23 protein-coding genes and 1 pseudogene are annotated in these 25,956 nt (G+C 68.5%); 17 read left to right on the forward strand and 7 right to left on the reverse strand.

Features of this window, described 5'->3' with window-relative positions:
• Positions 1-83: 83 nt before the first annotated feature.
• Complete coding sequence (locus AB6732_RS08605) at positions 84-1,235, forward strand: bifunctional 2-methylcitrate synthase/citrate synthase (protein ID WP_370959531.1); 1,152 nt, start codon at positions 84-86, stop codon at positions 1,233-1,235.
• Positions 1,236-1,345: 110 nt separating this feature from the next.
• Here the strand turns inward: AB6732_RS08605 and AB6732_RS08610 are convergent, their stop codons facing one another.
• Positions 1,346-1,912, reverse strand: a complete 567-nt coding sequence (locus AB6732_RS08610; protein ID WP_370959532.1) for an 8-oxo-dGTP diphosphatase — start codon at positions 1,910-1,912, stop codon at positions 1,346-1,348.
• Between the two features lie 430 nt (positions 1,913-2,342).
• Between AB6732_RS08610 and AB6732_RS08615 the strand changes: the two genes are divergently transcribed.
• The 7 genes from AB6732_RS08615 to AB6732_RS08645 are packed head-to-tail and all read left to right on the forward strand — an operon-like array spanning position 2,343 to position 8,272.
• Positions 2,343-2,561, forward strand: coding sequence for a hypothetical protein (locus tag AB6732_RS08615; protein ID WP_370959533.1), 219 nt, complete (start codon positions 2,343-2,345; stop codon positions 2,559-2,561).
• A gap of 19 nt (positions 2,562-2,580) precedes the next feature.
• The gene (locus AB6732_RS08620) at positions 2,581-3,501 is read left to right on the forward strand and encodes a TOMM precursor leader peptide-binding protein (RefSeq protein WP_370959534.1); all 921 of its coding nucleotides are present in this window, start codon (positions 2,581-2,583) and stop codon (positions 3,499-3,501) included.
• A gap of 17 nt (positions 3,502-3,518) precedes the next feature.
• Entirely contained in the window at positions 3,519-4,646 is a 1,128-nt protein-coding gene (locus tag AB6732_RS08625; protein WP_370959535.1) for a YcaO-like family protein, read from the forward strand.
• A gap of 17 nt (positions 4,647-4,663) precedes the next feature.
• On the forward strand, positions 4,664-5,461 hold the full coding sequence (locus AB6732_RS08630) for a SagB family peptide dehydrogenase (RefSeq protein ID WP_370959536.1): 798 nt from the start codon (positions 4,664-4,666) through the stop codon (positions 5,459-5,461).
• On the forward strand, positions 5,458-6,339 hold the full coding sequence (locus AB6732_RS08635) for an ABC transporter ATP-binding protein (protein ID WP_370959537.1): 882 nt from the start codon (positions 5,458-5,460) through the stop codon (positions 6,337-6,339). Before AB6732_RS08630 ends, AB6732_RS08635 begins: the two co-directional genes overlap by 4 nt.
• Positions 6,336-7,055, forward strand: a complete 720-nt coding sequence (locus AB6732_RS08640; RefSeq protein WP_370959538.1) for an ABC transporter permease — start codon at positions 6,336-6,338, stop codon at positions 7,053-7,055. The genes AB6732_RS08635 and AB6732_RS08640 overlap by 4 nt, the downstream gene beginning before the upstream one ends.
• A 41-nt stretch (positions 7,056-7,096) precedes the next feature.
• Positions 7,097-8,272, forward strand: coding sequence for a hypothetical protein (locus tag AB6732_RS08645; RefSeq protein ID WP_370959539.1), 1,176 nt, complete (start codon positions 7,097-7,099; stop codon positions 8,270-8,272).
• A 58-nt stretch (positions 8,273-8,330) separates the two neighbouring features.
• On the opposite strand, the gene AB6732_RS08650 is transcribed toward AB6732_RS08645, so the two are convergent.
• Entirely contained in the window at positions 8,331-9,623 is a 1,293-nt protein-coding gene (locus AB6732_RS08650; RefSeq protein WP_370959540.1) for an MFS transporter, read from the reverse strand.
• A 96-nt stretch (positions 9,624-9,719) separates the two neighbouring features.
• Between AB6732_RS08650 and AB6732_RS08655 the strand changes: the two genes are divergently transcribed.
• From AB6732_RS08655 to AB6732_RS08695, 9 genes and pseudogenes are all read left to right on the forward strand, one after another.
• Positions 9,720-10,034, forward strand: coding sequence for an ArsR/SmtB family transcription factor (locus tag AB6732_RS08655; protein WP_370959541.1), 315 nt, complete (start codon positions 9,720-9,722; stop codon positions 10,032-10,034).
• A 359-nt stretch (positions 10,035-10,393) separates the two neighbouring features.
• Complete coding sequence (locus tag AB6732_RS08660; protein WP_370959542.1) at positions 10,394-11,410, forward strand: pyridoxal-phosphate dependent enzyme; 1,017 nt, start codon at positions 10,394-10,396, stop codon at positions 11,408-11,410.
• A pseudogene (locus AB6732_RS08665) lies at positions 11,407-11,907 on the forward strand (FAD/NAD(P)-binding protein); the annotation flags it as partial. The gene AB6732_RS08660 and the pseudogene AB6732_RS08665, both read left to right, overlap by 4 nt.
• 335 nt (positions 11,908-12,242) lie before the next feature.
• A complete protein-coding gene (locus AB6732_RS08670; RefSeq protein WP_370959625.1) occupies positions 12,243-13,028 on the forward strand; it encodes a hypothetical protein in 786 nt (261 codons plus the stop codon).
• Between the two features lie 26 nt (positions 13,029-13,054).
• The gene (locus AB6732_RS08675; protein WP_370959543.1) at positions 13,055-14,410 is read left to right on the forward strand and encodes a Y4yA family PLP-dependent enzyme; all 1,356 of its coding nucleotides are present in this window, start codon (positions 13,055-13,057) and stop codon (positions 14,408-14,410) included.
• 69 nt (positions 14,411-14,479) lie between these two features.
• Positions 14,480-14,923, forward strand: coding sequence for a HesB/IscA family protein (locus AB6732_RS08680; protein WP_370959544.1), 444 nt, complete (start codon positions 14,480-14,482; stop codon positions 14,921-14,923).
• A gap of 689 nt (positions 14,924-15,612) precedes the next feature.
• On the forward strand, positions 15,613-16,269 hold the full coding sequence (locus tag AB6732_RS08685; protein ID WP_370959545.1) for a hypothetical protein: 657 nt from the start codon (positions 15,613-15,615) through the stop codon (positions 16,267-16,269).
• 10 nt (positions 16,270-16,279) lie between these two features.
• Positions 16,280-17,971 (forward strand): LamG-like jellyroll fold domain-containing protein, encoded by a 1,692-nt coding sequence (locus AB6732_RS08690; protein WP_370959546.1) that lies wholly within the window; start codon positions 16,280-16,282, stop codon positions 17,969-17,971.
• Positions 17,972-18,081: 110 nt separating this feature from the next.
• A complete protein-coding gene (locus AB6732_RS08695) occupies positions 18,082-19,080 on the forward strand; it encodes an NADP-dependent oxidoreductase (protein ID WP_370959547.1) in 999 nt (332 codons plus the stop codon).
• Positions 19,081-19,119: 39 nt separating this feature from the next.
• Here the strand turns inward: AB6732_RS08695 and xerD are convergent, their stop codons facing one another.
• The 5 genes from xerD to recN all read right to left on the reverse strand — a co-directional run bounded on the left by xerD (position 19,120) and on the right by recN (position 25,940).
• On the reverse strand, positions 19,120-20,127 hold the full coding sequence (gene xerD / locus AB6732_RS08700; protein WP_370959548.1) for a site-specific tyrosine recombinase XerD: 1,008 nt from the start codon (positions 20,125-20,127) through the stop codon (positions 19,120-19,122).
• Positions 20,124-20,837, reverse strand: a complete 714-nt coding sequence (locus AB6732_RS08705; protein ID WP_370959549.1) for an NUDIX domain-containing protein — start codon at positions 20,835-20,837, stop codon at positions 20,124-20,126. The genes xerD and AB6732_RS08705 overlap by 4 nt, the downstream gene beginning before the upstream one ends.
• A gap of 134 nt (positions 20,838-20,971) precedes the next feature.
• The gene (locus AB6732_RS08710; RefSeq protein WP_370959550.1) at positions 20,972-22,327 is read right to left on the reverse strand and encodes an acyltransferase; all 1,356 of its coding nucleotides are present in this window, start codon (positions 22,325-22,327) and stop codon (positions 20,972-20,974) included.
• A 127-nt stretch (positions 22,328-22,454) separates the two neighbouring features.
• On the reverse strand, positions 22,455-24,182 hold the full coding sequence (locus tag AB6732_RS08715) for a CTP synthase (RefSeq protein ID WP_370959551.1): 1,728 nt from the start codon (positions 24,180-24,182) through the stop codon (positions 22,455-22,457).
• Between the two features lie 12 nt (positions 24,183-24,194).
• Entirely contained in the window at positions 24,195-25,940 is a 1,746-nt protein-coding gene (gene recN, locus AB6732_RS08720; protein ID WP_370959552.1) for a DNA repair protein RecN, read from the reverse strand.
• Positions 25,941-25,956: the final 16 nt, after the last annotated feature.

Raw genomic sequence — 25,956 nt, forward strand, 5'->3', positions numbered from 1 at the left:
CGGGCTGTCACACCGCTCGAAGCCAATTCACAGGAAACAGTCCCAGAATCACACCGAAGGCTTCATTCGACGAAGGAGTCACCATGAGCACCACACCCCAAGAGACCGAGATCAAGAAGGGCCTGGCTGGCGTGGTGGTGGATTACACCGCCATCTCCAAGGTCAATCCGGACAGCAATTCCCTGCTCTACCGGGGGTACCCGGTACAGGAGCTGGCCGCGGCCAAGAGTTTCGAGGAGGTCGCCTACCTGCTCTGGAACGGCGAACTGCCGACCCCCGGGGAGCTGGAGGCGTTCCAGGCCCGCGAACGTGCCGGGCGCGCCCTGGATCCCGTGCTGAAGACCGTGATCGACGCCCTGCCCCTGGGCTCCCATCCGATGGACGTCTGCCGCACGGCGGCCTCCGTCCTGGGCGCCCGGCATCCGCAGGCGGAGGACTCCAGCCCCGAGGCGAACCTGTCGAAGGCGATCGATCTGTGGGCCGCGATGCCCGCCGTGGTCGCGTACGACCAGCGACGCCGGCACGGCCAGGACGCCGTGGAACCCCGTGACGATCTGGGCTACTCGGCGAACTTCCTCTGGATGACGTTCGGCGAGGAGGCCGCCCCAGCCGTGGTCGACGCGTTCAACGTCTCGATGATCCTGTATGCGGAGCACTCATTCAACGCCTCCACCTTCACGGCCCGGGTCATCACGTCGACACTCGCTGATCTGCATTCGGCCGTCACGGGCGCCATCGGCGCTCTCAAGGGACCGCTGCACGGCGGCGCCAACGAAGCGGTCATGCACACCTTCGAGGAACTGGGCATCGACCCTTCCGAGTCCGCCGAGGACGCCGCCGCCCGGGCGAAGACCTGGATGGAGGAGGCGCTCGCCGCCAAGAAGAAGATCATGGGCTTCGGCCACCGCGTCTACAAGCACGGCGATTCCCGCGTGCCGACCATGAAGGCCGCGCTGGACGCCATGATCGAGCACTACGGCCGTCCCGAGCTCCTCGGCCTCTACAACGGGCTCGAACAGGCCATGGACGAGGCGAAGAGCATCAAACCGAACCTCGACTACCCCGCCGGCCCCACCTACCACCTCATGGGCTTCGACACTCCGACGTTCACGCCGCTGTTCGTCGCCAGCCGGATCGTCGGCTGGACCGCCCACGTCATGGAGCAGGCGGGCGCGAACTCCCTGATCCGCCCCCTGAGCGCTTACAACGGCGTGGAGGAGCGGCACCTGGGCTGACGCTCAGGACAGCACGACGACCAGCACACCACGACGACGGCGCGCGGTCACCCTTCCGGTGGCCGCGCGCCGTCGTCGTTCAGGTTCCGGTTCAGGCCGCAGCGTCCGGTTCAGGCCGTAGGGAACGGTTCGGCGCGCGGTCCGCCGAGGGTCCACTCGACACCAGCGACGGCGTGGTTGTCGTCGGCCAGGGTGACCGTGACGTCGAAGGGCTCCGGCGAACCGCCGGACACCGCCCGCGCCGCGCGGGTCAGGGCCTCCTCCAGCCAGTGGCCGGCGTCGGGCCACATGCGGCGGAACGGCAAGCTGTCCAGGCCATGCCACTCCGGGGAGATCTCCTCGCTCGGGGACACCTCGCCCTCCCAGCGGTCCGCGGCGTACACCACGGAGTTCATGTCCCAGCCCGGCTGAGCAGGGAAGACGAACCGGACCGTGCCGAGCTTCGCCAGGGCCTCCTGGGGCACTACGACGTCGACCTCCTCCCAGACCTCCCGCTGGAGGGCCTCTTCCGGGGTCTCGCCCGCTTCGACGTGGCCGCCGATGGCCACCACCTTCCCCTGGCCGAAGCCGCGCTTCTTGAGCCCGAGGAGAACATCCCAGAGAGCGGGATTCCCTTCGAGGCCCGAGGCGCCCGAGGGGCGCAGGAGGAAGCACAGGACGACGGGGGCGGCAGTCATGGGCTCATGCTATCGGGACGGGAGCCCGTCCCTGGCCGGCCATGTCCGGTCAGGGCGGATGTCAGGTCGGGCGGATGTCAGGTCAGAGCGGATGGCCCAGTGCCGAGGGACGCACGACACGGAACGAACTGTTGGACATTTGCCCATCCAGTGGCGATACTGGTGTGAGCGCATCCACGTTCCCGAGTGATCCCTGAGCTTCCCCTGGCGATTCCCCCGGGGTCGAAGAATTCCTGCCTGGCCGGCAAGAGGCCTCTCTTTTATCGCGCCAATTTCCCGAAATTACCGTCAGAAAACGGGCTCAGAACTTTCTTCGAAAGAATATTTATATGCCCTTGACGAGCGACGAAACCCGCTTCTAAGCTCATTTCAACACCTTTGAATATCAGGTGTTATTCGATAAATATTCGCTTTGTCCAAAGGAGAGCAAGTGAGCACTGCACTGACGATTGCGCCCATGGTGGAGACCGAGCCGGGTCGCGTGATGCCGATGGCGCTGAAGGAAATGGCGCTGATGGAAATGGCGCTGAAGGAACTCGATTTCGAAACGGGCGGGGCCCTCGTGACCCCGGCGAAGATGAACGGTGACACCGTCACCCTCTCCTCGTCCTGCTCCTCCGGACGACCCACGTCGCCGAAGCAGTCGTAGGTCCGGAGGCCGAATCACCGTGAGCACCACCTACGTCGTGGCCGAGGGCGTCCGGCAAGCCGATTTCGAAGATTCCTTCGTCCTGGTGTGCGGAAGCTCGATCGTCCGCTTCCGCGAGCATCAGGAATTGGCCCGGGAGCTGTTCCGGTTCCTCGGCACGCCCCGCACCCTCGACGAGGTGGCGGAAGGCGTTCCTGGCCTGGGTGGCCAGGAACGCCTTCTGGGCGCACTTCGCTCGGCCGGGGTCGTCTCCGCCTTCCGGGGTCCGCAGGAACGGCTGACCGGACTCCCGCCTTTCGACCCGCGAACCGACCGGCCGGCACTTCGCCTCGACGTCCCGGAACGCTGGGAGGCCCGAGCGCGACAGGTCCTGAGTGCTTTCACCACCGTCGATGTCGAGGATCGTGGTTCCGGGCGGACCGATCTCCCCGTGCTCGTCATCCGCCCCTCGGTTCAGGAGGCGATCGACGTCTGCCGCGACGCCTGGACACGGGGCGAATGCCACGTGCCGGTCGTCCCGTTCGACGGCGGCAAACTCGTCGTGGGGCCCGCCGTCCTGCCGGGCACCAGCGCCTGCTTCGAATGTCTCGTCATCCGGCGGGCCGCCACCACCGACTGGCCGGATGAGTATCTGAGGTTCCATCAGACGATCCCGTCGGAGAACTTCCCGCCCCACGACGTCGCGCTCGGAGTCCACCTCGCGGCACGGCTCGCCGTCGCCGCCTTCTACCGTGACGCCAACGATCTCATCGGGTCGTGCAGCGTCATCAACCCTGCAACCCTGACCAGCTACAACTCGAGAGTTTGGAGTGTGCCGCGGTGCCCCTCGTGTTCACAGACCGGGAGATCGTCAACCAGCTATCCCTGGCTCGCCCCAGCCTCCTCCGAAGCGGACTGGCTGGTCCCGACGTCGGCCTCATCCCCGGAATCAAGACCCTGAGGGTGGGCCCCGGTGCGATGAGTCTTCCGGCCCTCATCGACCGCTCCCCCGATCTGCCGCGCTTCCTCGAAGCCTGCCTTCCGGAAGAGGCCTCCTGCGGTTTCGGGATCGGCGCCGATCAGCTGTACGGCTCGGCCGGCGGTGAGTTCATCGAACGGTATTCGGCGGGGTACCTTCCCGACCACTTTGACGAGCCGCGCCAGGAGGAGATCATCCCCGCCGCCGAGTTCATGCCGTTCACCGAGGAGCAGTACGCACGCCCGGGCTTCTCCTATGCCCATCCCGACACCGTGGAGGACCTGCCGTTCGTCAGGGTGCACCGCGCGGTCGACCACTCGGTCAGAGCCGCGCCTGCTGATCTGGTCCATCTGAACCCGGGCGACCGGACCCGCTGGTGCACCGTCACGTCCAACGGTCTCGGCGCCGGCCGAAGCTACGCCATGGCGGCGCGGGCAGCCGTGTTCGAACTGGTCGAACGGGACGGCTTCATGCGCGCCTGGTACCGCAGGACCTCCGGTGCCACCCTGCGGATCCCGGAGACCATCCCCGGGCACTTCTCCCCCGCCTTACGCGGAGCGTGCCGGCAACTGGAACTCCAGGGTGTGACCGTCACCCTCGTCCGGCTGGAGGGTCCCGGCGGATTGCCCGTGGTGCTGTCCTGCGCCCGCTCGGACCGTGTCGGGCTCGCCGTGGGCTGTTCGGCCAAGCCGGACATCAGGGCGGCGATGACCGCGGCGTTCGTCGAATCCCTGCACACCTACAACTGGGGCCTCGCCGAAGCAACGGCATCGTGGGCGCCCACGGCATCGTCGGCGCCCACGGAGGTCGAATCACTGCGGGATCACATCGCCTTCCACGCCAGGCCCTCGAACCGGCGCCTCAACGAATTCCTGGACTCGGGTCCTGCCGTGACCGAGGCGGAGTTCGTCCGCGACGGGATCCATCCGCTGCCCGCGGCGCTGCTCGCGCTGGAGGACGCCGGCTGGCAGGTGTACCTGGCGGACGTCCGCTCACCCGACGTCGCGTCGCAGGGCTGGCACGTGATCCGTGCGCTGAGTCCACAAGCCGCCACCCTCGACGTCGACGAACCGCACCTCCGCCAGCATCCCGACGCTGTGCACACCACCCCTCATCCGTTCCCCTGACCTCCCGGAGACACCTCATGCAGCAGCAATGGGCACTCGCCACCCCGGCGTACGACGATCCCGCAGAGACGTTCCACGTCGCTTCGAAGCTCAGCCTCTGGGCGAGCGGCTCCGCCACCGGGACGTACTCCACCGAGCTCAGCACCGATCCCGAGGCGCTGAGAATGCTGGGCCGTCCGCATCCGCCGTACTTGTCCTCCGAACGCCGGGCTCTCGACGCCGCGGGGCCGGCTTCTCCAGTCACCGCCGCGCTCCGTCGCCGACGCTCCGCGGCCCGCTTCGCCCCGGTGCCGGTGAGCTCCCGGATCCTCAGCGGCATCCTCCGGGAATCGGCCTGCCTCACGGTGGAGCACGGGCGCGGCGCTCCGTCGGCCGGTGGCCTGTACCCGATCGACCTCTACCTGGCGGTGACCGCGGTGGACGGAGTCTCCCCCGGGATCCATGCTCTGGATCCGCACGAAGCCACGCTCCATCGGATTCCTGTTCCGGTAGATCCCCGGGAGTTCCTCCGGGACTGTCTGGTGTTCCAGAACCTTGCGGAGGCCTCGGCGTTTCAGGTGTTCTTCGTCGGGAATTTCCTGCGCCAGCGAATCAAATACGGACAGCGGGCGTACCGGTTCACGCTGATCGAGGCCGGGCACCTGGCGCAGGCCATGATGATGTGCGCCGAAGAGGCGGGAATCGGTTCGTGCGCCGTGGGAGGGTTCATCGATCAGAAAGTGGACGATTTGCTGTGCCTCGACGGCGTGGAGCAGTCCGTCATCTACAGTGTTGCTTTCGGACATGTCATCGAGGAACCGGGGGGCCTGGCATGACGGCGATCGTGTCGTGGGAGAACGTGGTCAAGGACTACCGGGGGAAGGCGGCTCTGGCGGGCTTCTCCCTGGAACTGGGGGCGGGCGTCCATTGCCTCCTCGGATCCAACGGAGCCGGCAAGTCGACGGCGCTGAACATCCTGACAGGAATCCGGCAGCCGACCTCGGGCACGGCAACTGTTCTGGGACAGCGAGTGGTCCGCGGAGGGCCTCAGGCAAGGAACCTCAGCTGTGTGCCGCAGGCGGTGACCTTCCCGCCGACGCTCAAGGTCCGCGAAGTGCTCAGGTTCATCTCGGTGCATTACCCGGACCCTCTCGACTTCGCGGCGGTGCAGGACGCCCTCTCGCTCGAGGGGATCCTGGACAAACAGTGCGGCGGGCTCTCGGGCGGGCAGCTCAGGCGGCTCGGCATCGCCGGCGCCATCATCTGCAACGCCCCGGTGATCATCATGGACGAACCGCTCGCCGGTCTCGACCTCGAGGGCCGCGCTCAGGTGCGGAACATCATCCTCGAACAGCGGGACCTCGGCCGGTGCATCATCATGGCTTCTCACGACTACGGCGAGATCGAGGCGACCGCCGACACCGTCACCCTCGTCAAAGACGGCAGGAACATTCTGAGTGAGGGCATCGAGACCGTCAGGCAGCGCCTGGGGCTGTATGAGCTCAGCTTCTCCGCCGCGGCGCCACTGCCGGCAGCGGTCCTCGAGCTCGGCGTCGTCGAACCATTAGGGACCGGCCGCTACCGCTTGGTGACCGAGGATCCCGACGCGGCCAGCAGGATCCTGCTGGAGGTCCTGGACGATCCGAAACTGAATGTCCTTCAATCTTCGTTGGAGGATGCCGTGAGCATGATTCTGAGTGAGGAGAAGGCATGAAGTTCGTCGCCGAGTACGTCCGGATTCAAGTCCTGGAGCTTCTCCGACTGCCCTCCTTCTTCCTACCGCTCATCGCCCTCCCCGCGGCGTTCTACCTCATGGTCGGCGTGCGAGCGGATCTGCCGGCAGAGCAGATCCTCTTCAGCTACCTGGCCTTCGCGATGCTGGGCACGATGATGTTCCAGTTCGGCGTCGGCATCGCGTCCACGCGGAACGATGCGTGGAGTCTGTACCTTCTGAGTCTCCCTGTCCCCTCCAGGGTGCGCGTGCTGTCACAGCTGATCGCCGGGCTGTTCTTCTCAGTGCTCTTCTCCGTGCCGCTCCTGGTGCTGGGTGTGGCCAATGGGGCGGTCTTCTCGGTGCCGCCCGGGCGATTCCTGTGGGGTGTGGGGGCGTTGATCCTCGGGGGCCTGGTGCACGGCGCCCTAGGACTCGCGCTCGGCTACTGGCTGCCCGCCCGCGGAGCCGTGCCGATCACGAACCTCATCTACTTCCCACTGGCCTTCATCGGAGGCCTCTTCGGCACCTGGGACCTGGGCGCCCTTCAGCCTCTGCACACTTTCAGTCCCACGGGTGCCTGGGCGGATCTCATCAACTCGGCGCTCCACGGCGAAGGCAATGGCCTGGCGCTGATCATCCTGGCGGGCTACTTCCTGCTCTGCGGGGCCGTGGCCGTCTGGGGCTACCGGAGGGTGGAGCAGACGCAGTACCGGTGAGGGCGGTGGCTTCGGCCCCGTGGTTCGGCGAGAATGGCCGGATGAAGACCGCGCCATCCCGCAATCGCCTGCCAGAGCTGCTCGGGGTGCTGAGGGCGGACGAGAGCGATCCCCGGGTTCAGGAACTCCTCCACGAGTTCGGGACGGAGCCTTCGTCGACGCGGGAGCGCAGCGTGGGCGAGCCGGCACGGCAGGTTCGCCGACTGCGGTACCGCTCCGGTGGTGAGATCATCCTGCACGACGGCGCGGTGGCCGGCGTGGTGCTGCACGTGGCGCATGACGCCCGGCACGTCCGCCTGGCCGAGTGGATCGGGACAGGCAACCGGGCGACCCTGGACGACCTCGAAACGGCGCTCGGCCGAAAGGCGAGCTTCGCGGGTTTACGGACACCGTACTTCGCCGTGGATCGCGGCTTCGTCACCGCAGTGTTCGCCCCGGACGGATGGAACATGCCGGGAAATCTGCTGCGCCTCACGATCACCGCCGACCAACCGGGCCTGGTGCCCGCCCCCGAGGATGACGACTGCCCCGGATGCTCCGATCTGCTGCGCCGGTCGGCGTCGGGCGCCGTCGACGTCGAGGCGACGGTGGAGGCCCTGTCCACTGCGGCTGCCGCGGGCGCCTTGAAGGAGGATGCCCATTGGGTGCGGCTTGACGATCTGCTGCCGCTGCAGGCCTCCGGTCTCATGGAGCGCGCGGAAAGCCAGTTGCGATGTCTGCGCTGCGCCCGCACGGTGTGTTTCACGCTCACCCGCGACGGCCGGCCCGAGTTCCAGTACTGCAGTTTCGACCAGGCACGACGCCGGCACATGAGCCCGGTCCCGCCCGTCGAGCAGTGGGGCGACGCCACGCGTCTGGCCGCCGAGGAACAGGGCATGCGGTATGTGGCTCATGCCGCTGGCAGCTGGTTCCTGGTGAGAAAGGGGGAAGATCTCTACCTCGACGCCCGGTACAGCTACAGCGGACTCATCGACAGCTCCGCCCTCATCCATCTCAACCCATCGGAAGTCAGGCTGTACCGGAAGAGCGGGCACACCTTCCTGTCCCGGCTCGCTGCGGCCATCCACAACAGTGCGCCGTATCAGAAGGAATCGCCGTACTTCGCACGTGATCTGTATCGGCGGCCGGAAGGAGCCCGGCTCCGGGACGAGGTCAGTGGCGCCATCGCCGAACACACCTGGATCGCGCAGCAGCGACGGGGTGACGGCGAGCGCTGACTCCGGCGCGGAATCCCTCATCCCCACCCGATGAAGGGCGGGGATAATGCTCCGGTGGCTACCGCCGTCCGACGGCCCGGCGGTAGAGGCCCACGAAGCTCACCCCGAGCAGAATCACCACCACTCCGATCCCCCACAGGACCGGGGTCAGCGCCTGCGTGTACACATCGCCGTGACCCGGCTGCCCCGCCGCGACCTGATCCGCGATCCCCGTCGTACCCGGCTGGGCCCGCACCGCCACGGTGAGGACCACGGCGTACAGGGCGACGAACAGGGCCTCACTCCCGATGCGGAAGAAGTTCAGGAGCCCCGCCGCCGTCCCGCTCCGCTCGGCCGGCACGAAGCTCAGCGCGCTCCCGTCGACGACGCCGAGCGGCAGGCCGAACCCGGCACCGGCCAGGATCATGGGCGGCACCGCCCACCACACCGGCACCTCGGGACGCAACGCGAAGAACCCGGCCGCCGCCAGCACGAGGCACACCAATGCCGCCAGACTGACCGTTCCGGCGTCGATTCGTGGATGCCTGGCCATGACCCGGTGGACCAGTGGCGGGGCGAGCAGCACCGGAAGAGTCATCACGAGCATCAGGGATCCCGCGCCACCGGCCGTGAAGCCGTGGATCGCCTGCAGCGCCGCGGGCAGATAGGTCAGGAACGTCACGAACCCGACCGCCCCCGCCACCGGGATCAGCACCATCGCGAGGAATCCGGGATTGCGCAGCAACCCGACGTCGAACAGCGGGCTTCCGGAGGCGGGCGCTCTACGGGGCAGACGGCGCAGCGCGCTACTGCCCGCCAGCGCAGCGAGGAGCACGACAGCGTGGACGACGAAGACGGCACGCCAGCCCAGCAGGCCGATCAGGACGCCCGACAGGCTGGGTCCGGCCGCCAGCCCCAGGCCGTTCACCATGCCGAACGCGGCGAAGGCCCTGGCTCGGGAGGGTCCTTCGAATGCCGAGTGGATCGTCGCCGTCGCGCCTGTGATGACCGCGGCCGAGCCTATGCCCGCGAGGACGCGCGCGACGTCGAGGACCAGGAGGGACGGACTCGCCGCGCTGAGGATCGAGCCGAGAACCACCGCCAGCACGCCGAAGAAGAACGCACGCCCGGAGCCGATGCGATCCGCGATCGCTCCCCACACGAGCGTGCACACTGCGAAGGCGATGTTGAAGCCGTTCACGACTCCCTGGAGGAGCACGGGTTCGGCGCCCAGTTCGATCGAGATCGCGGGAAGGCCCACAGCGGTCCCGGCGATGGACAGCGGGATGACGAATTGCGCCAGCAGGATGACGGGGAGCATCGCGCGGTGCGGCGCGGTCGTGGTCGGTTGTGAGTCTTCACGGACGGTCATGAAGGTACGCCTTTGAACGAAGGTACGAGCTATGACGAACCTATGATGCCCATCACCAAAGGTATGATGCAAGTAGAACCTTCAGGAGGCGAGGACATGGCGGACGCGGAAGGCCATCCCGAAACGGCGGAGATCGAGCTGGGTCAGGTCCTCAGCGCACTGAGCGACCCGCTGCGCCGGCAGGTGATTCACGAGCTGCTGCACAGCGAGCCCGGAATCGAACGGACGTGCACCAGCTTCGGCCTGCCCGTCACGAAGTCGACCCGCACCCACCACTTCCGGGTGCTTCGCGAGGCGGGTCTCGTGCGCCAGGTCGATCGCGGCAACATGCGTGGCGTCACGCTGCGCCGCGAGGACATCGAGGAACGCTTCCCTGGACTCCTGGACCTCATCGCCCAGGACGGCGTGTAGGCCCGGCCGCCCCCTTCGACCGCCCGAAGAATTCCTCGGCACGGGATCACCGTCGGGGAGACCATAACGCCCGTCCAATTCCCGGGCATTCCCCTCGGACTCCTTTTCCCGTCCGGCCCACGGCGGGACCGGCAGGTGGGGGGTTATCCTCCGCTGAGCGGCGCGATAGGGTCGAATGACCAGGCTTTCCCGATCACAGCCAGGCTTCTCGATCAGGAGCCGGAGAGGGTTTGATGAACAGTCACATCGGACTACACGGATACACGACCTCGCAGCAAGAAGAGCCTGAATTCGCCGCACCTGAGTGGGGTGCGAACCTTCGTGCACCGTTCGAGGACGACCATCCCGGGCCCTTCCGGATGCCGGAACCCGGACCCGCGACCGTCCGCCTGCACGATGCGTTCATCCCCTCGCCCATCACCTCCCTGGACCGTCTCTTCGGCGAGCGGTCCACGGTGCAGGTGGTCGCAAAGCTGGACCTCCTGCAGGTTTCCGGCAGCACCAAGGAACGCACCGCGGCGTCCCTGCTCGCCGGGCTGATCGAACGAGGCGAACTCACCCCGGGCGGCACCGTCGTCGAATCCACCTCAGGGAACCTCGGCAGCGCCCTGGCCCGCCAGTGTGCGCTGCTCGGTGTCCGGATGGTCGCCGTCGTCGATGAGTTCGCCAACGTCGCGGCGCTGCAGGCCATGCAGGCCTACGGAGCGCGTGTGGTGCGCGTGCCGACTCCCGAGGACGGCAACCGCCTGCGTGCCCGGGTCCTCAAGGTCGCCGAACTGCTGAAGGAGATCCCTGGGGCGGTCACCACGAATCAGTACGGCAACGCCGACAACGCCCGCGCCCACGATCTCACCACCATGCCCGAGTTCGTCGCCGCCCTCGGCGCACCACCGGACCGGATGTACGTGGCAGTGAGCACCACAGGCACGCTGCTCGGATGCCAGCGGGCCATCGAACGGGCGGGGTGGCCGACCGTCCTGGTCGCGGTGGACGCCGCGGGGTCGGTGCTGTTCGACGGCGAGCGCGGCGAACGCCGCCTGCCCGGCCTGGGTGCCGGGTTCGTGACAGAGCTGTCCCAGCAGACACGCCCGGCGGCGGTGCGCCGCATCGCAGAGCTGGACATGGTGACGGGCTGCCGCATGCTCGCGCGCCGCGAGGGCATCCTCTCCGGAGCGTCGACGGGCGCGATCGTCGCCGCCATCGGCCAGGACCTCGAGTCGCTGGACGCCGGAACCACGGTGGGCATGCTCGTCCACGACGGCGGGCTGCCATACCTGCCGACCGTGTACGACGACGAGTGGGTGGCGGGAAACCTGGGTGACGTCGACGCGATCGAGGCCGCCCTGGAGCGGGCGAACCCGTTCAGCACTCAATGACGGCGCCCCTCACCACCCACGGCGCGGCCTGGTGCGACGTGCTGTTCATCGGGGCCGGCCCCAAGGCGCTGGCGGCGGTCGCCGAGCTGGACACACGCCTGGCCGAGCTCGGCCCGCAACCGCGCCCCCTGCGGATCACCCTGTGCGATCCGGCGCGGCCCGGCCCGGGAGCGGTCTGGGATCCGGAGCAGCCCGCACACCTCCGGATGAACGTGGACGCCCGGATCGTGGACCTCAGCTGCCCCTCCGTCCCGGAGTCCTTCCGTGCGTGGGAACAGCGGCTCTTCCCCGGAACGGCCGGCGAGACCTTCCCGCCTCGGGCCCACGTGGGCCGGTACCTCGGCTGGGCGTATGAGCGGCTCGCAGCCTCGCCTCGTCTCGACCTCCTGCACAGTGCGGGGCGCGTAAGCGAGGTGACGCGCGACGGGGACTACTGGCTCGCCACCGCCCGCACCGCCGACGGGCCCGCTTCCTGGCGGGCGCCCGTCGTCGTGCTCTGCACCGGGCACGCCGACGCCGGCGGCGTGGATCACCGGCGCGTCGCCGCCGGGGAGGGCACCGATGTGTCTGCTCCGCTGACCGTGACCGGCGCCGCACTCACGGCGATCGACGTCGTGCTGGACGTGACGGAAGGCCGCGGCGGCGCATGGCGCCGGACCCCCGGGAACGAACTGGAGTACATCGCGTCGTGCGCGGAGCCGCGACTGATCACGCTGAGCTCCCGTTCCGGGGAGATGATGCTGCCCAAACCGGCAACCGACCAGCGTCAGGTCCTCGACGCCGTCCACAGCGTGACGTCGGCATTGCCCACGGGCGGTGAGCCGGACGACGCGTGGTGGATGACGCTCGCCGAGGGGCGGCCGCCGCGGCAAGGACCGACGGGCTCGGCCTCGACGCGTCCGGGCTGCTGGACCACCTGGATCATGGGACGCAGGGCGGTCCCGCAGCGGACCAGTGGGCGCACGGCCTGGCACGAGCGCACGGAATGCTCGACGGCGACCCCGCCTGGTGGTGGGGCCGCGCCTGGTCCGCCGGTTACCGGGACGTCGTGCGGTCGTTGGAGCGCAGCGCGCGGACTCCTGAGCTCTGGGACCGCTGGCGACGCCGGGCGGCGCGCCTGGAGAAATGGGCGTTCGGCCCTCCACCGGCCACCGTCGCAAAACTGCAGGCCCTGCACCGGGCGGGCCTCCTGCAGGTTCGCAGAGACACGGCCTCCCCAGGCCTCGGCGTCTCCGGCTCCCCCGTCACCACGGTCCGCGCGGTCACGGCCGGCCCCGGCGTCCTCACTCGACCAGCAGACTCGCTCGGCCCTGCCCCGGCCCACGATGACCTCTGGGCCTCCCTGCTGTCCCGTGGGGACGTGACGGTCCGCCTCGGCGAGCGCGGCGTGTTCACCCGCCCGGATGGCGTGTGCGTGACGCGATCCGGCCAGCCGTCCCTCGGCCTCGCCGCCTTCGGCCGGCCGACCGAGGACCCGGTGATCGGTCACGACACGCTCAACAGGACCCTCCATCAGGACAGCGAACGCTGGTCCCGGGCGGTCGCGGAATGGATCCTCGGAGCCCGGACCCCCATCGCCACACTCCCCTTCCCCGATCACGAACGGAACTCACGATGACGCCCCTGTGCCACGGACTCCCGCCATTGACCGGCCGGACCGAACCCTGGATGGAACGGCTGCTCGCCGATCCGGACCAGTGCGCGGCCCTGCTGGCCGCTCACGGATCGGCACTGAACCTGCTCGACTTCGGCCCGCTCGGCCGCAATATCGGCGAGCTGACGCGCGCGGGTGCGGAGCACGGGGTCGACATCGCGGTGTTCGTCGCGCGGAAGGCCAATAAGGCGCTCTCCCTCATCCCCGCCGCCGTCGACGCCGGGGCGGGCCTCGACGTCGCGTCCTTCGCCGAGCTGCAGCAGTGCCTCGAGAGGGGTGTCGACGCCGGACGGATCATCGTGACCGCGGCGGTGAAGGACACCGCACTTCTGACCTTGGCGGTCAGTTCCGGAGTCGCCGTGAGCCTCGACAACCCCGATGAGACAGCCGACGTCGGGGCCATCGCGGCGGAACTGGGGGTCCGGGCCCGCGTCGCCCTTCGCCTGGCCGTGACGCGCCCCGGCGTTCCACCGACCCGATTCGGACTCACGGCGGACTCCTGGCTCGCCTTCTTGAAGGACCACGGCGAACTCCTGGACATCGAAGGACTCCACTTCCACCTCAACGGTTACGACCGAGACCACCGTGTCCTGGCGCTGGCCGAGGCGTGCGTGCTCGTGGACCGGCTCCGGGCGGCGGGACACCCGATCGGGTACATCGACATGGGCGGCGGGATCCCCATGAGTTACCTCGAGGACGAGGAGTCGTGGCGGGCTTTCTGGCAGGCGCTCGACGCGGACACCGGCAGGGTGCTGACCTGGCGCGGCGACCGTCTCGGACTCTCCGACCCCACGCTGGACCGCCCGTCCGGCGCCCTCTATCCGTACTGGCAGCGGGAGACCCGGGGAGTCTGGCTGTCCGCACTCCTGAGCACCCCGGTCGACGGGACCACCCCGGCAGAGCTCCTGACGTCACGGGGGCTTCAGCTGCGCTGCGAACCGGGGCGCTCCGTGCTCGACGGATGCGGCATGACCCTCGCTGAGGTCGCCTTCCGCAAAACGACCAGCGACGGCGTGCCGCTCGTCGGGCTGCAGATGAACCGGACGCAGATGCGCTCGACGTCGGCCGATGTCCTGATCGATCCGCGTTGGCTGCGCCCCTCGGGATCCGGAGCACCGTCCGCACCGGGCGAGGCGTTCCTGGTGGGCGCGTACTGCATCGAGGAGGAGCTCATCCTCCGCAGGCGGCTGGTTTTCCCTGAAGGCGTGGCGCGGGGAGACATCGCCGTGTTCGTCAACACCGCGGGGTACCTCATGCACATTCTCGAGAGCCCGTCCCATCAGCTGCCGCTCGCACAGAATCTCGTGCACCGGGACGGCGCGTGGATCCCCGACGGCGAAGCCTGAGGAAGCGCTGGCCGCGCGGCCCGGACGGTCGGCGGTGGAATGTCAGCGCCGAGAGGTAGAACTTTCCTCATGACGAACACCACTTTCCCACCGTTCACGGTGACTCCGGCAGCGATCGAGCAGATCACGGCACTTGGCGGCGCCGTCATGATCGACGCCGAAGACGGCGGGTGCTGCGGTTCGGTCTATGCGTTCAGCGTGGTGGACCAGGAGTCCCCTGCAGTCACCGGAGCAGAGCGTTACGGCCGCCCTGGGGCGTGGCTCCTCGTGTCCCCACGGGCGCGGGGCGTCTTGCCCGGAGCGACGCTGGATTACGCCGCGCGGCTGCGCCCTCCCCGATTCCGGGTGATACGGAACCCGAACACGCCGCAGGTGTGTGCCTGTCGACGATCATTCGGAGAGCCGTGGCCCGGACCGGGCCGGCCGGAATGCTGCTCCTATCTTCCGATGCCGTGGGACGACGAATTCGACCCGCCTTCCGCGTGGAAGCGTCAGACGAATTACTCCGCATGAGAATTCGACGGCTTGTTCGTTCTCGGACAAGCCATCGCAATTCCTGTTGCTTAGGCACCGTCAGCGGCACGGAGGCCCACGAACACCAATGCCTCACTGTGCGCACCTCCACAACCCGGAGCAGTTCCGGTGGATCATTCATCAGACGTGCGCAACGGCGCATCCGAGAGTTCCCTGGTGTGAGAATCACGAATTCCCCGAGGCCGTTTCCCTGAAATCCGACCCTCAGCCTCCCACCCGGTAATCCTCAGCAGCCTCCGCCGGACCCGGAACACGCGGAACAGCATCGGAAATCTCCATCAGAAAGACAAAACATCCGGCGGCTGCAAGCCCTGTCGTGACCGGTCTTGTCGCAGGCCGGTGACCTGGACGGTTACGCCGCAAGAGCGCTCCGAATACCTTCGACGGAAACAGAATGGGATGACAGAAAAGGCCGTCCGCGCCTCGCCCCCACAAGCCCTCATCCGAACAAATCGGATAACAAAGACTTTTCGGTATTCCATGCAGCATCCTGTCGGATCCGCCCGCAATGTTAGGCCACCTTTGATGATTGGCAGAAATAGCTGACATGCCCTTATAGTTCACACGAGTATTGTGAGAACTTTTGCCGTGCCGGGCGACACCGCCGCAGCGCACCGCGGGTTCATTGAAGGGCCGCACGGAATGCCGCCCGTTTCTTGGAGGAAACCTTGAAGTCTGATTCGATCACCCCTGCCCGAAAGAGCCGTCTGCGGCGGAGCCTGCCCCTCGTGATCGCCGGCGCCGTCGGCTCGGTCGCGCTGGCCCTCAGCATGTCGCCGACCCTGGCCGCGTTCACCGCCTCGATCACCAACAGCACCGACACCGCCGGCCTCGGCAGCCTGTCGATGCAGGAGGCGAACCAGGCCGGCACCATCCTGTGCAACAGCACGGACGGCGGCTCGATCTCCACCAACACCGCGACCTGCGCGACGATCAACAAGTACGGCGGCAACCTGGCCATGGTGCCCGGCCAGACCGTCTCGACGCAGATCACCATCAAGAACACCGGCACCGTCCCGGCGTCGGCCTTCAACCTCAGCCCGGCCGCCTGCGCGCAGAGCAACAACGGCCCGGTCAACGGCACGGCCACCGACCTTTGCTCCAAGGTGACCCTCGTGGTGACCTCCGGCTCCAGCACGATCTACAGCGGCACCCTGGCCGCCTTCAACGCACCGGTGGACATCCTGGCGAAGACCGCGGCTTCCTCCGTTCCGGCCGGAACCACGGTCCCCTTCACGTTCGCCGTGACGGTCCCCGCGGCCACGGGCAACACCTACTCCGGCCTGCAGCTGAGCCAGCCGCTGACCTGGACGTTCTCCTCCTGAGGTCTATCCTTTGAGCATTTTGGTTCCCAGACGCCCGGCTCTCGCCCTCTGGGGGGCGGGGGCCGGGATTCTGTTTGTCGTCGGCGTCGCCGTGTTCCTCCTGAGCGGGTACCGCGTCTTCGCCGTCACCACGCCCAGCATGGGCACGACGCTGCCCGTCGGCTCCCTGGTGGTCGTTCATCCGCAGCCGGCGTACGACGTCGGCGAGATCGCGACGTTCCGCGTGGAGAACCGCGTCTACACGCACCGGATCATCGCCGAGACGCCCCAGCGGCTGACCACGAAAGGCGATCTGAACGGCGCGGTCGACGGCTGGCGTGTGCCCACCGACGACGTCGTGGGCTCCGTCGTCTGGAGCAGCCGCGGTCTCGGCTGGGCCGCGCGTGCCCTCCCCTGGCTGCTCATCGGCGGCCTGATCGTCGAGGTGCTCGCGCGCACCCGCCGGGACAACCCCGTCTGGAAGCAGAGCGTCAGACTCGGCGGGGGCTCACTCGTCGTCGCTGCGATCTCGCTGTGGCTCCGCCCGTGGACCAATATGCAGATGCTCGGGTACCGGCCTGCCGACTCCCGCGACGGCGTGCTCATGCACGTGGTCAACACCGGGCTCTTCCCCATGAGCGCCGGTTCCCGGCGGCTCAGCAGCGGGCAGGACGCTGTGACCCAAGTGACGACCACGAACGCTTCGGGCCACTACGTCGTCAATCCTCTGCCGGCCCTTGAGTGGTGGCAGCAGGCGCTCGTGATCATCGTCTGCCTCGTCCCCCTGCTGGCAGCTCTTCTGATCCGGCCCGCCGTGGCCGGAGACGCGCCGGAAGGGGACGACGGCGGCCAGGACTCCCGGGCACGCCGTCGTGGGGTCATCGTCCTCGCCGTCATCGCGGCACTCACGGCACTCGCCGTCGCGCTGGTGAACTCGCTCAGCACCCATGGCGCCTTCGCGGCCAGTGTGCAGAACAGCACCGACACCTCCGGCACCCGCACCTTCTTCACCTGCAAGCAAGCGGAGTCGAGCCTCGGCGCCGCCTCGACTTACGGGGCGTACGCCCTAGCGGCGGGTGCGGCGCGAAGCGAAAGCGACTTCTCCGGCAACGGCCGCACGGCCACGTATCTGATCACCCCCACGACAACGTCGTCCATCGGCTGCGCGCGTGACACCCCCGCCGTCTCGGCCTCCTTCGCCGGCAACCAGTGCCTGTCGATCCCCGGGCTCAACGCGGGTCCGAACACCTTCTCCCTGGAGGCGTGGTTCCGGACCACGTCGACGAGCAACGGCAAGATCATCGGTTTCGGCACCGCCACCAACAGCAGCGGCGACGCCAACAACGACCGCCACCTCTACCTGGACAACACCGGCCGGATCGTCTTCGGGGTGTACCCCAACGCGGTGCGGACGCTGTCCACCGCGGCGGGCAAGAGCTACGCCGACGGCGCCTGGCACCACACGGTCGCGGTGCTCTCTTCGGCCGGCATGCGGCTCTACGTGGACGGCGTGCTCGTCGGGTCCAACACCGCCGTCACCACCGGGGAGGCCTACAACGGGTACTGGAAGGTCGGCTGCGGCACGCTCGCCGGCTGGGCCAACGGCGACGGGACCGGTTACAACGGGCCCTCCTACTTCACGGGCTCGATCCAGTACGCCGCCGTCTACACCACCGCTCTGACCGCGGCCCAGGTCTCCAGCCACTACGACGCCGGCCGGTAACCGCGCGTCTGCGCGCTCCCTGCAACGCCACGCACTCCCCGAAGCAGTGTGCGGCACGCCACGGAAGCCATGCCTTGTCCTCACCGTCCGCGGGTGCCAGGGTGGGGACCATGAGCGATACGGCATCTGACGACCAGAACGCAGCCCCCGCGACGATGAAAGCCGCCGGCCAGGACCGATTCGGCGGCCCCGAAGAGATCCACGAGGTCACCCTCCCCCGCCCCAAGCCGGGGATCAGCGAGATCCTCGTGCGCGTCCATGCGGCGGGCATCAACCCGACCGACTGGAAGCACCGTGCGGGCCAGTCGTGGTTCCCGGAACCTTCGGTGCCGCTGGGCTGGGACGTCTCCGGCGTCGTCGAGGCCGTGGGGCTCGGCTCCACGCTGTTCGAGCCCGGCGACGAGGTCTTCGGCATGCTGCCCTACCCGCACGGCGTCGGGTCCCACGCCGAGTACGTCGTCGGCCCCACACGCGCCTTCGTGCGCAAGCCCGCGTCGATCGACCATGTCCAGGCCGGTGCGCTCCCCCTCGCCGCGCTCACGGCGTGGCAGGCGCTCGTCGACACCGCCGGCGTCGCGCCCGGCGACCGGGTGCTGATCCATGCCGCAGCCGGAGGTGTCGGGCACCTGGCCGTCCAGATCGCGAAGGCGCGCGGCGCATACGTGATCGGCACGGCGAGCGCTCCCAAGCATGAGTTCCTGCGCGGGCTGGGCGCCGACGAGACCATCGACTACCGGGAGACCGACTTCGCCGAAGCCGTCCGCGACGTCGACATCGTCCTCGACACGATCGGCGGCGACTACCAGCTGCGGTCACTCCGCACGCTGCGGCCCGGAGGAATCCTCGTCTCCACCCTGCCGCGACCTGCGAAGGGCCTGCGTGAGGAGGCCGAGCGCCTCGGCGTGCGCGTGAAGCTCATCTTGGTGGAGGCCGATCACGCAGGGATGCAGGCGTTCGCGGATCTCGCGGCCGAGGGGGCCCTGAAAGCCACGATCGCCGGAACGTTCCCGCTCGCGGAGGCGGCCCGGGCGCACGAAGCCGGCGAGACGGACCGCACGACCGGCAAACTGGTCATCGTCATGGACGAGGACACGGGGTCCGAGGATTGAGCGACTTTCTGCGGAACACCCGCTGCGCTCGGCGATCCGTCAGCCGAGCGCTCGGGGGTGTGCCGCCGCGTACACCTCGCGCAAGGTGTCGGCGGTGACCAGGGTGTAGATCTGCGTGGTGGTGACGGACGCGTGTCCCAGGAGCTCCTGGACCACGCGCACATCCGCACCGCCCTCGAGCAGGTGGGTGGCGAAGGAGTGCCGGAGCGTGTGAGGCGAGATGTCGCGCTCGATGCCGGCTCGTTCCGCGGCGGCCTTCAGGATCGCCCAGGCGCTCTGCCTGCTGATCCGGCTCCCCCGTACGTTCAGAAACAGGGCGGGAGTCCCCTTGCCTTTCGCCGCGAGCACCGGACGGCCGCGCACCAGGTACGCCTCGAGCGCGCGCGCCGCGTAACTGCCCAGGGGCACCACCCGCTCCTTCGAGCCTTTCCCGAAGAGCCGGACCAAGGCCGGGCCGTCGGAATCCTCACCGGCGAGCGCCAGATCGTCCACATCCAGCCCGACGGCCTCGCTGATCCGGGCCCCGGTGGAGTACAGGAACTCCAGCAGAGCCGCGTCGCGGAGTCCTGCCGGAGTGTCGGTGACGGCGGCTTCGAGAATGCGTTCGACCTCGGAGAACGGGATCGCCTTCGGCAGCCGCTTGCCCGGCATGGGCGGGCGGACCTCATGGGCGGGATCGTTCACGGTGAGCCCCTCGAGAGCCCAGAATTTGTGCAGGCCCCGGACCGCGACGATCGTCCGCGCCGCCGACCGGACGCCGAGCGCCGTGCCGCCGTCCGCGCCGTCGTGCAGGGCCTGGGCGAAAGCGCTCACGTGGCCGCGCTCAATGTCCTGGGGCTTGCGGAGTCCTTCGGCGGCCAGGAACCGGGCGTACCGATTGAGGTCGCGCTCGTAGGACTGCAGAGTGTTGCGCGCGAGGCCGCGTTCCACGGAGAGGTGCTGAAGGTACTGCCGGATGGCGCGCTCGACGGCGGTCGGCGGCGTCGCCGGTTTCGCGGCCGCCACAGTGCTCGGCGACACCTCAGGGCCGGCGCTCGGGGCGCTCACCGGAAGTGCGGATGTGCGGTCCAGGAGGCCTCGGCGGGACGGAGCCCGGCTCGGCGCAGTGCATCCCCCGTCAGCTCCCCTCCGCTCCGGGACACGGCCGCCTGCAATGCCAGCACGCCGACCACCGTGGACACATTGTGGATGTCGCCCGCCAGAATCGCGGAGACCGCCTCCTCGAGGGACACCCAGGCGTATTCGAACTCGGACTCCTCGTCCGTGCGCACATGCCGCTCCTGCTCGGGCACCGGGCTGAGGCCGGTGGCCACGAACACCCGCAGAGCCTCGGACGAGCCTCCCGGGGAGTTGAAGAAGTCCACGAGCACGTGCCATTCGGCGGCGCGGAGGTCCGCCTCCTCGGCCAGTTCGCGGGCGGCGGCGTCGAGAGGCGGTTCGTCCTCGACATCCAGCAGGCCCGCGGGCACCTCCCACAGGTCCATGCCGACCGGGTGACGGTACTGCTTCAGGAGCAGGATCCGGCCCTTCTCGTCAACGGGAATGATCGCGACGGCTCCGGTGTGGTCGACGTAATCGCGCACCATGGTCGGCCCGCCGTCGGCGAGGGAGAAGGTGTCTGAGACGACGTCCCAGATCCGGCCGGAAAACACCGTCTTCCGCTCCGCGAGAGGGCGGGTGTGAACGGCATCGGCCAGCGGGCCGCCGGTGTCCCCCTCGAGGTGTCCGTGCTGCTCGGCGCCGGGTGACTGGGTCATGCTTCTCCTTCGCTCACCGGGGACGGCGAGTGGCGCATCCCCACTATCGACAATAGCCGCGCCGACGCCCGCCATCGGTGATTGAGGGGCGGGAAGTCCTCAACCGGATCCAGCGGGGACACCGGGCAGCCGGCTCAGGCGGCGACGCGGCCCGCCGTCGTCGCTCGCGGCGTTTCCGCACTCCCCCGCGGGACGATGAGCAGGAGGGACGCCGCCGTGCACAGCACCGCGCCGATGGCGAGCGGCAGGTCCAGTCCGTAAGCGGAGATGCCGATCGACGGCAGGACGAAGAGCACGACGGCGGCGACGGTCGCCGCCGGACTGACACGGCTGCCGGCCGGCTCCGGCACTGGCCGCTCAAGCCGCGAGGTCCCGAGGGAGATCACCCAGACCACGGCGAAGACGGCCACCATCAGAAGCGGGCGGGTCAGCCACCAGGCGGTGGAACCCGGGGCCGGCATGGGCAGCGGCAGAAGAAGCTGGATCCCGGTGAGGACGACGATCGCCGTGACGTGCCACAGATAGATGGTCATGAGGCGTGAGCCGGCGGCGAACACCACGGCCTGCAGCCAGCGTTGGCGCATGAGAGCGGTGAGCGGACGGCGCAGCAGGGTGAAGAGCGCGGCCTGGATGGGCGCCAAGATCGCGATCGGCGTGGTGGGCGGCCACTGGTTGCTGAGCATGCTCGTGGAGTAGGAGCCGAAACCCACCAGGGCGCCGATGGCGAGGAAGCCGAGCGCGACCACACCGAGCAGCTGCCACCAGCTGAGGCGGGAGAACCAGCCGTCCTTGAGGCAGAAGCCGATCTGCTGAGCGAACAGCCAGACAAAGGCGACGTTGGGGATGCCGAACAGCTCGTCCCCGGTGCCATAGCCGTTGAGGTCGATCTTGCCGAGGCCCAGCGCCCAGATGCCGACCACCAGGCGGATGATGTCCACCACCAGGGCCGCCGCGAGAAGCACACTCAGAGTGAGCCAGGGGGCACGCTCGTGCCAGCGGATCATCCACGGAGCCAGCGACTGCACCAGAAGGTAGGCGCCCAGGAACCAGAGGACCGAGCCGACGGGGATCTCCACCGCACTCACGGGCGCCGGGTCCAGACCGATCACCTTGACCACGAGGAGCGCCACGGCGAGGAAGCAGTAGAGCGGGAGCGCGGGGCGGGCCAGGCGCGCCAGACGGGAGCGGACGAAACGGCCTGGGCTTTCTCCCCGGGCCTGTGCGGACTCCCACCCGGTCTTGGCAGCGAAACCGCCCACCACGAAGAAGAGCGGCATGATCTCCGCGACCCAGGACACCGGGGCCACCCAGCGCGATCCGGTCACCGGGCTGTCGATGAGCGGCGAGCCGTCCGGGTTGCGCCCCACCCCCACGAGGACGAGATGCACGAAGACGACCACCAGGACACAGGCCACCCGGGCGAGGTCCAGGGTGAGATCGCGCCCGGCGGGGATGGCGGGCCGGGTTACGGGAACGTGAGGCTGACTCATGGCCCCAGCCTAATATTCCAGTCGTTGGATTAACAAGTGCTTCAGCCGGACATGACGAAGGGCGGGTGGCCCGGTCGGTCTGACCGGGCCACCCGCCCTTCACGGAATCCCTGCTGAGGTGGCCGCTTTACTTGGCGGCGGTCTCCAGCGCACCGGAGTGGACCAGAGCGGCCTGCACCAGACCCGCGAAGAGCGGGTGCGGGCGGGTCGGACGGGAGCTCAACTCCGGGTGAGCCTGGGTGGCCACGTAGTACGGGTGGACCTCACGCGGAAGCTCGACGAACTCCACGAGCTTGCCGTCCGGGGACGTGCCGGAGAACACCAGGCCGGCGTCGGCGATCTGCGGGCGGAACTTGTTGTTCACCTCGTAGCGGTGACGGTGACGTTCGCCCACCTCGGTGGCGCCGTAGGTCTCCGCGACCACGGAGCCTTCGGTCAGCACGGCCGGGTAGAGGCCCAGGCGCATGGTGCCGCCGAGGTCGCCCTTGCCGTCCACGATGTCGATCTGCTCTTCCATCGTGGCGATGACCGGGTACTTGGAATCCGGCTCGAACTCCGAGGAGGACGCGCCTTCCAGGCCGACCACGTTGCGGGCGTACTCGATGACCATGCACTGCAGGCCCAGGCACAGACCCAGAGCCGGCAGACCGGACTCGCGGGCGAACTTGAGCGCGCCGAGCTTGCCTTCCAGGCCACGGATGCCGAAGCCGCCCGGAACACAGATGGCGTCAACGCCTGCCAGTGCGGCCTTGGCGCCGGCCTCGGTCTCGCAGGTGTCCGAGGGGACCCAGCGGATCTTGACCTTGGCGTTGTTGGCGAAACCGCCGGCACGCAGGGCCTCGGTCACGGACAGGTAGGCGTCCGGCAGGTCGATGTACTTGCCCACCAGGGCGACCTCGACCTCATGGCGCGGGTTGTGGACCGCTTCGAGCAGCTTGTCCCACTTGCTCCAGTCCACGTCCTTGAACGGAAGGTCCAGGGCACGCACGATGTAGGAATCCAGGCCCTGAGCGTGCAGGGTCTTGGGGATGTCGTAGATGCTGGGGGCATCCGCGGCGTTGACGACGGCGTCGCTGTCCACGTCACACATGCGGCCGATCTTCTCGCGCATGGCATCCGGCACCTCACGGTCGGAGCGGATCACGATCGCCTCGGGTTGGATGCCGATGGAGCGCAGTGCTGCCACGGAGTGCTGCGTCGGCTTGGTCTTCAGTTCCTGGGACGGGCCGATGTACGGGACCAGGGAGACGTGCAGGAAGAAGACGTTGCCTCGTCCCACGTCCTGGCGCACCTGACGTGCGGCCTCAAGGAACGGCTGGGATTCGATGTCGCCGACGGTGCCGCCGATCTCGGTGATGATGACATCAGGGACTTCGTGCCCGGCCGTCGGCTCGGCGGGCAGGCGCATGCGGCGCTTGATCTCGTCCGTGATGTGCGGGATGACCTGCACGGTGTCACCGAGGTATTCGCCGCGGCGCTCCTTGGCGATGACGGTGGAGTACACCTGGCCGGTGGTCACGTTGGCGGATCCGTCCAGATTCTCATCCAGGAAGCGCTCATAGTGTCCGATGTCCAGATCGGTCTCGGCGCCGTCGTCCGTGACGAAGACTTCGCCGTGCTGGAACGGGTTCATCGTTCCAGGATCGACATTCAGATAGGGATCGAGCTTCTGCATGGTGACCGAAAGGCCACGAGCCCGGAGGAGGTGGCCCAGACTTGAAGCAGTCAGGCCCTTGCCGAGGGAGGAAGCCACGCCGCCGGTCACGAAGATCTGTTTGGTGATCTTGCCGGAGTCCTGGAAGCGGGAATTTACACGGGAATTGGATCGCTGCACCACGGAGTTCAAGCCTATCACCCTTTATCTTTCTCAGGCCATGGTCGATGCTGTGAACTGCCGCGCATCGTCCAGAAGTTCCTGCGCGTGAGCACGCGCGGATTCGGATTCCTCCTGGCCCGCGAGCATGCGGGCCAGTTCCACCACACGGGCGTCATCGTCGAGCACTTCCACATCGCTCGAGGTGAAGCCGCTGTCCAGGCCGCCGTCGGCGCCCCGGACACTGTTCTTGATCACGCGCACATGCTGGTGGGCGAAGGCGGCCACCTGAGGCAGGTGCGTCACCACCAGCACCTGGACGTGACGGGCGAGCATCGCCAGCCTCCGTCCGATCTCGACGGCGGCACGCCCGCCCACCCCGGCGTCCACCTCGTCGAAGACGAACGTGGGCACCGGGTCGACTTCCGCGAGCACCACTTCGATGGCGAGCATGACGCGGGACAGCTCACCACCGGAAGCGCCCTTGCCGACAGGTCGCGCCGGAGCTCCGGCGTGGGGCTGCAGAAGGATCGCGATCTGGTCCTGGCCGTGGGGGCCCGGTTCGGGCGCTTCCTCGACCTGGACGTGCAACCGGGCGTCCCGCATGGCGAGAGCGGCGAGCTCGGTGCTGACACGTTCCGCGAGCTCGCCGGCGGCCCGGACACGGAGTTCGTGGAGTTCGGCCGCCAGCTGAGCCAGCTCGGCACGCCGGCTCTCCACCTGGGCCTGCAATGCTTCGATGCGCTCGGTGTCCCCCTGGAGCTCCCCCAGCCGCACCCGGGACGTCTCGGCCCACTCCAGGACCTCGTCGATGCTGGGGGCGTACTTCCGCACCAGCTTGGACAGCTCGGCACGCCGCGCTTCCAGCGCCGCCAGATGTTCGGGGCCTTCGGTCTCCAGGCCGGCGGAGTAATGCGCGAGTTCGGAGGCGATGTCCTCCAGCACCACGGCGGTCTCGGCGACACGCGACGCGAGTGCCTCCAGCGTGGCGTCGTGCTGGGACACCTGTTCCAGGGTCCGCTGCGCGACGGTGAGCAGCTGCAGCGCGTCCCCGGCTTCGGAGTAATCATCGCCGCTGAGGACGCCCTGCGCGGTTCCCGCCGCGATTCGCAACTGCTCCACGTGGGCGAGCTTGACCGACTCGGCCTTGAGCCGCTCGTCCTCCCCCGGTTCGGGGGCGACGGCGTCGATCTCGGTGAGGGCGGCGTCCAGCGACTCCGCCTCGCGCAGCCGTTCCCGCTCCGCGGCCTGAAGCTCGGCCAGCTCCTTCTCCGCCGCGCGGTACGCCTGGTAACAGTCCTGGTACGCGGTCAGCGCCTTCCCGAGCGCCGGGCCGCCGAACTTGTCGAGAGCTTCCCGTTGCGCGGCAGCACTCTTCAATCGGATCTGGTCCGTCTGGCCGTGGATCACGAGCAGACGCTCCCCCACTTCGGCCAGAGCCCCCACCGGAGCGGAACGCCCACCCAGGTAGGCACGCGACCGGCCCTCCATGCTGACGCTGCGCGCCAGGAGCAGCTCGGCGCCCTGATCGCTGGTCTCGACCTCGGCGCCTGCCTCCTCGGCCCGTTCCAGGGCCGCATGACCTTCCGGCAGCAGAGCCGTGGCCTCGACACTGGCGGCCTTGGCGCCCACCCGCACCGCGCCGGCGTCGGCCCGGGCGCCCAGCAGCAGTCCGACGGCGGTGACCACCATGGTCTTGCCGGCGCCGGTCTCCCCGGTCACCACGCTGAGCCCGGGGCCCAGCGGGAGCCTCGCCTCCGTGATGACACCGAGGTCCCTGATGCGGATTTCTTCAATCATGCTGTGCTTTCGTCTC

This window comes from Arthrobacter sp. RCC_34 (genome assembly GCF_041360795.1).
GTDB lineage: Bacteria > Actinomycetota > Actinomycetes > Actinomycetales > Micrococcaceae > Arthrobacter_E.

Coding starts and splice junctions, on each gene's coding strand:
- AB6732_RS08605 (WP_370959531.1), top strand. CDS start 84: ATGAGCACCACACCCCAAGAGACCGAGATCAAGAAGGGCCTGGCTGGC.
- AB6732_RS08610 (WP_370959532.1), bottom strand. CDS start 1,912: ATGACTGCCGCCCCCGTCGTCCTGTGCTTCCTCCTGCGCCCCTCGGGC.
- AB6732_RS08625 (WP_370959535.1), top strand. CDS start 3,519: ATGAGTCTTCCGGCCCTCATCGACCGCTCCCCCGATCTGCCGCGCTTC.
- AB6732_RS08630 (WP_370959536.1), top strand. CDS start 4,664: ATGCAGCAGCAATGGGCACTCGCCACCCCGGCGTACGACGATCCCGCA.
- AB6732_RS08635 (WP_370959537.1), top strand. CDS start 5,458: ATGACGGCGATCGTGTCGTGGGAGAACGTGGTCAAGGACTACCGGGGG.
- AB6732_RS08640 (WP_370959538.1), top strand. CDS start 6,336: ATGAAGTTCGTCGCCGAGTACGTCCGGATTCAAGTCCTGGAGCTTCTC.
- AB6732_RS08645 (WP_370959539.1), top strand. CDS start 7,097: ATGAAGACCGCGCCATCCCGCAATCGCCTGCCAGAGCTGCTCGGGGTG.
- AB6732_RS08650 (WP_370959540.1), bottom strand. CDS start 9,623: ATGACCGTCCGTGAAGACTCACAACCGACCACGACCGCGCCGCACCGC.
- AB6732_RS08655 (WP_370959541.1), top strand. CDS start 9,720: ATGGCGGACGCGGAAGGCCATCCCGAAACGGCGGAGATCGAGCTGGGT.
- AB6732_RS08660 (WP_370959542.1), top strand. CDS start 10,394: ATGCCGGAACCCGGACCCGCGACCGTCCGCCTGCACGATGCGTTCATC.
- AB6732_RS08680 (WP_370959544.1), top strand. CDS start 14,480: ATGACGAACACCACTTTCCCACCGTTCACGGTGACTCCGGCAGCGATC.
- AB6732_RS08695 (WP_370959547.1), top strand. CDS start 18,082: ATGAGCGATACGGCATCTGACGACCAGAACGCAGCCCCCGCGACGATG.
- AB6732_RS08705 (WP_370959549.1), bottom strand. CDS start 20,837: ATGACCCAGTCACCCGGCGCCGAGCAGCACGGACACCTCGAGGGGGAC.
- AB6732_RS08710 (WP_370959550.1), bottom strand. CDS start 22,327: ATGAGTCAGCCTCACGTTCCCGTAACCCGGCCCGCCATCCCCGCCGGG.
- recN (WP_370959552.1), bottom strand. CDS start 25,940: ATGATTGAAGAAATCCGCATCAGGGACCTCGGTGTCATCACGGAGGCG.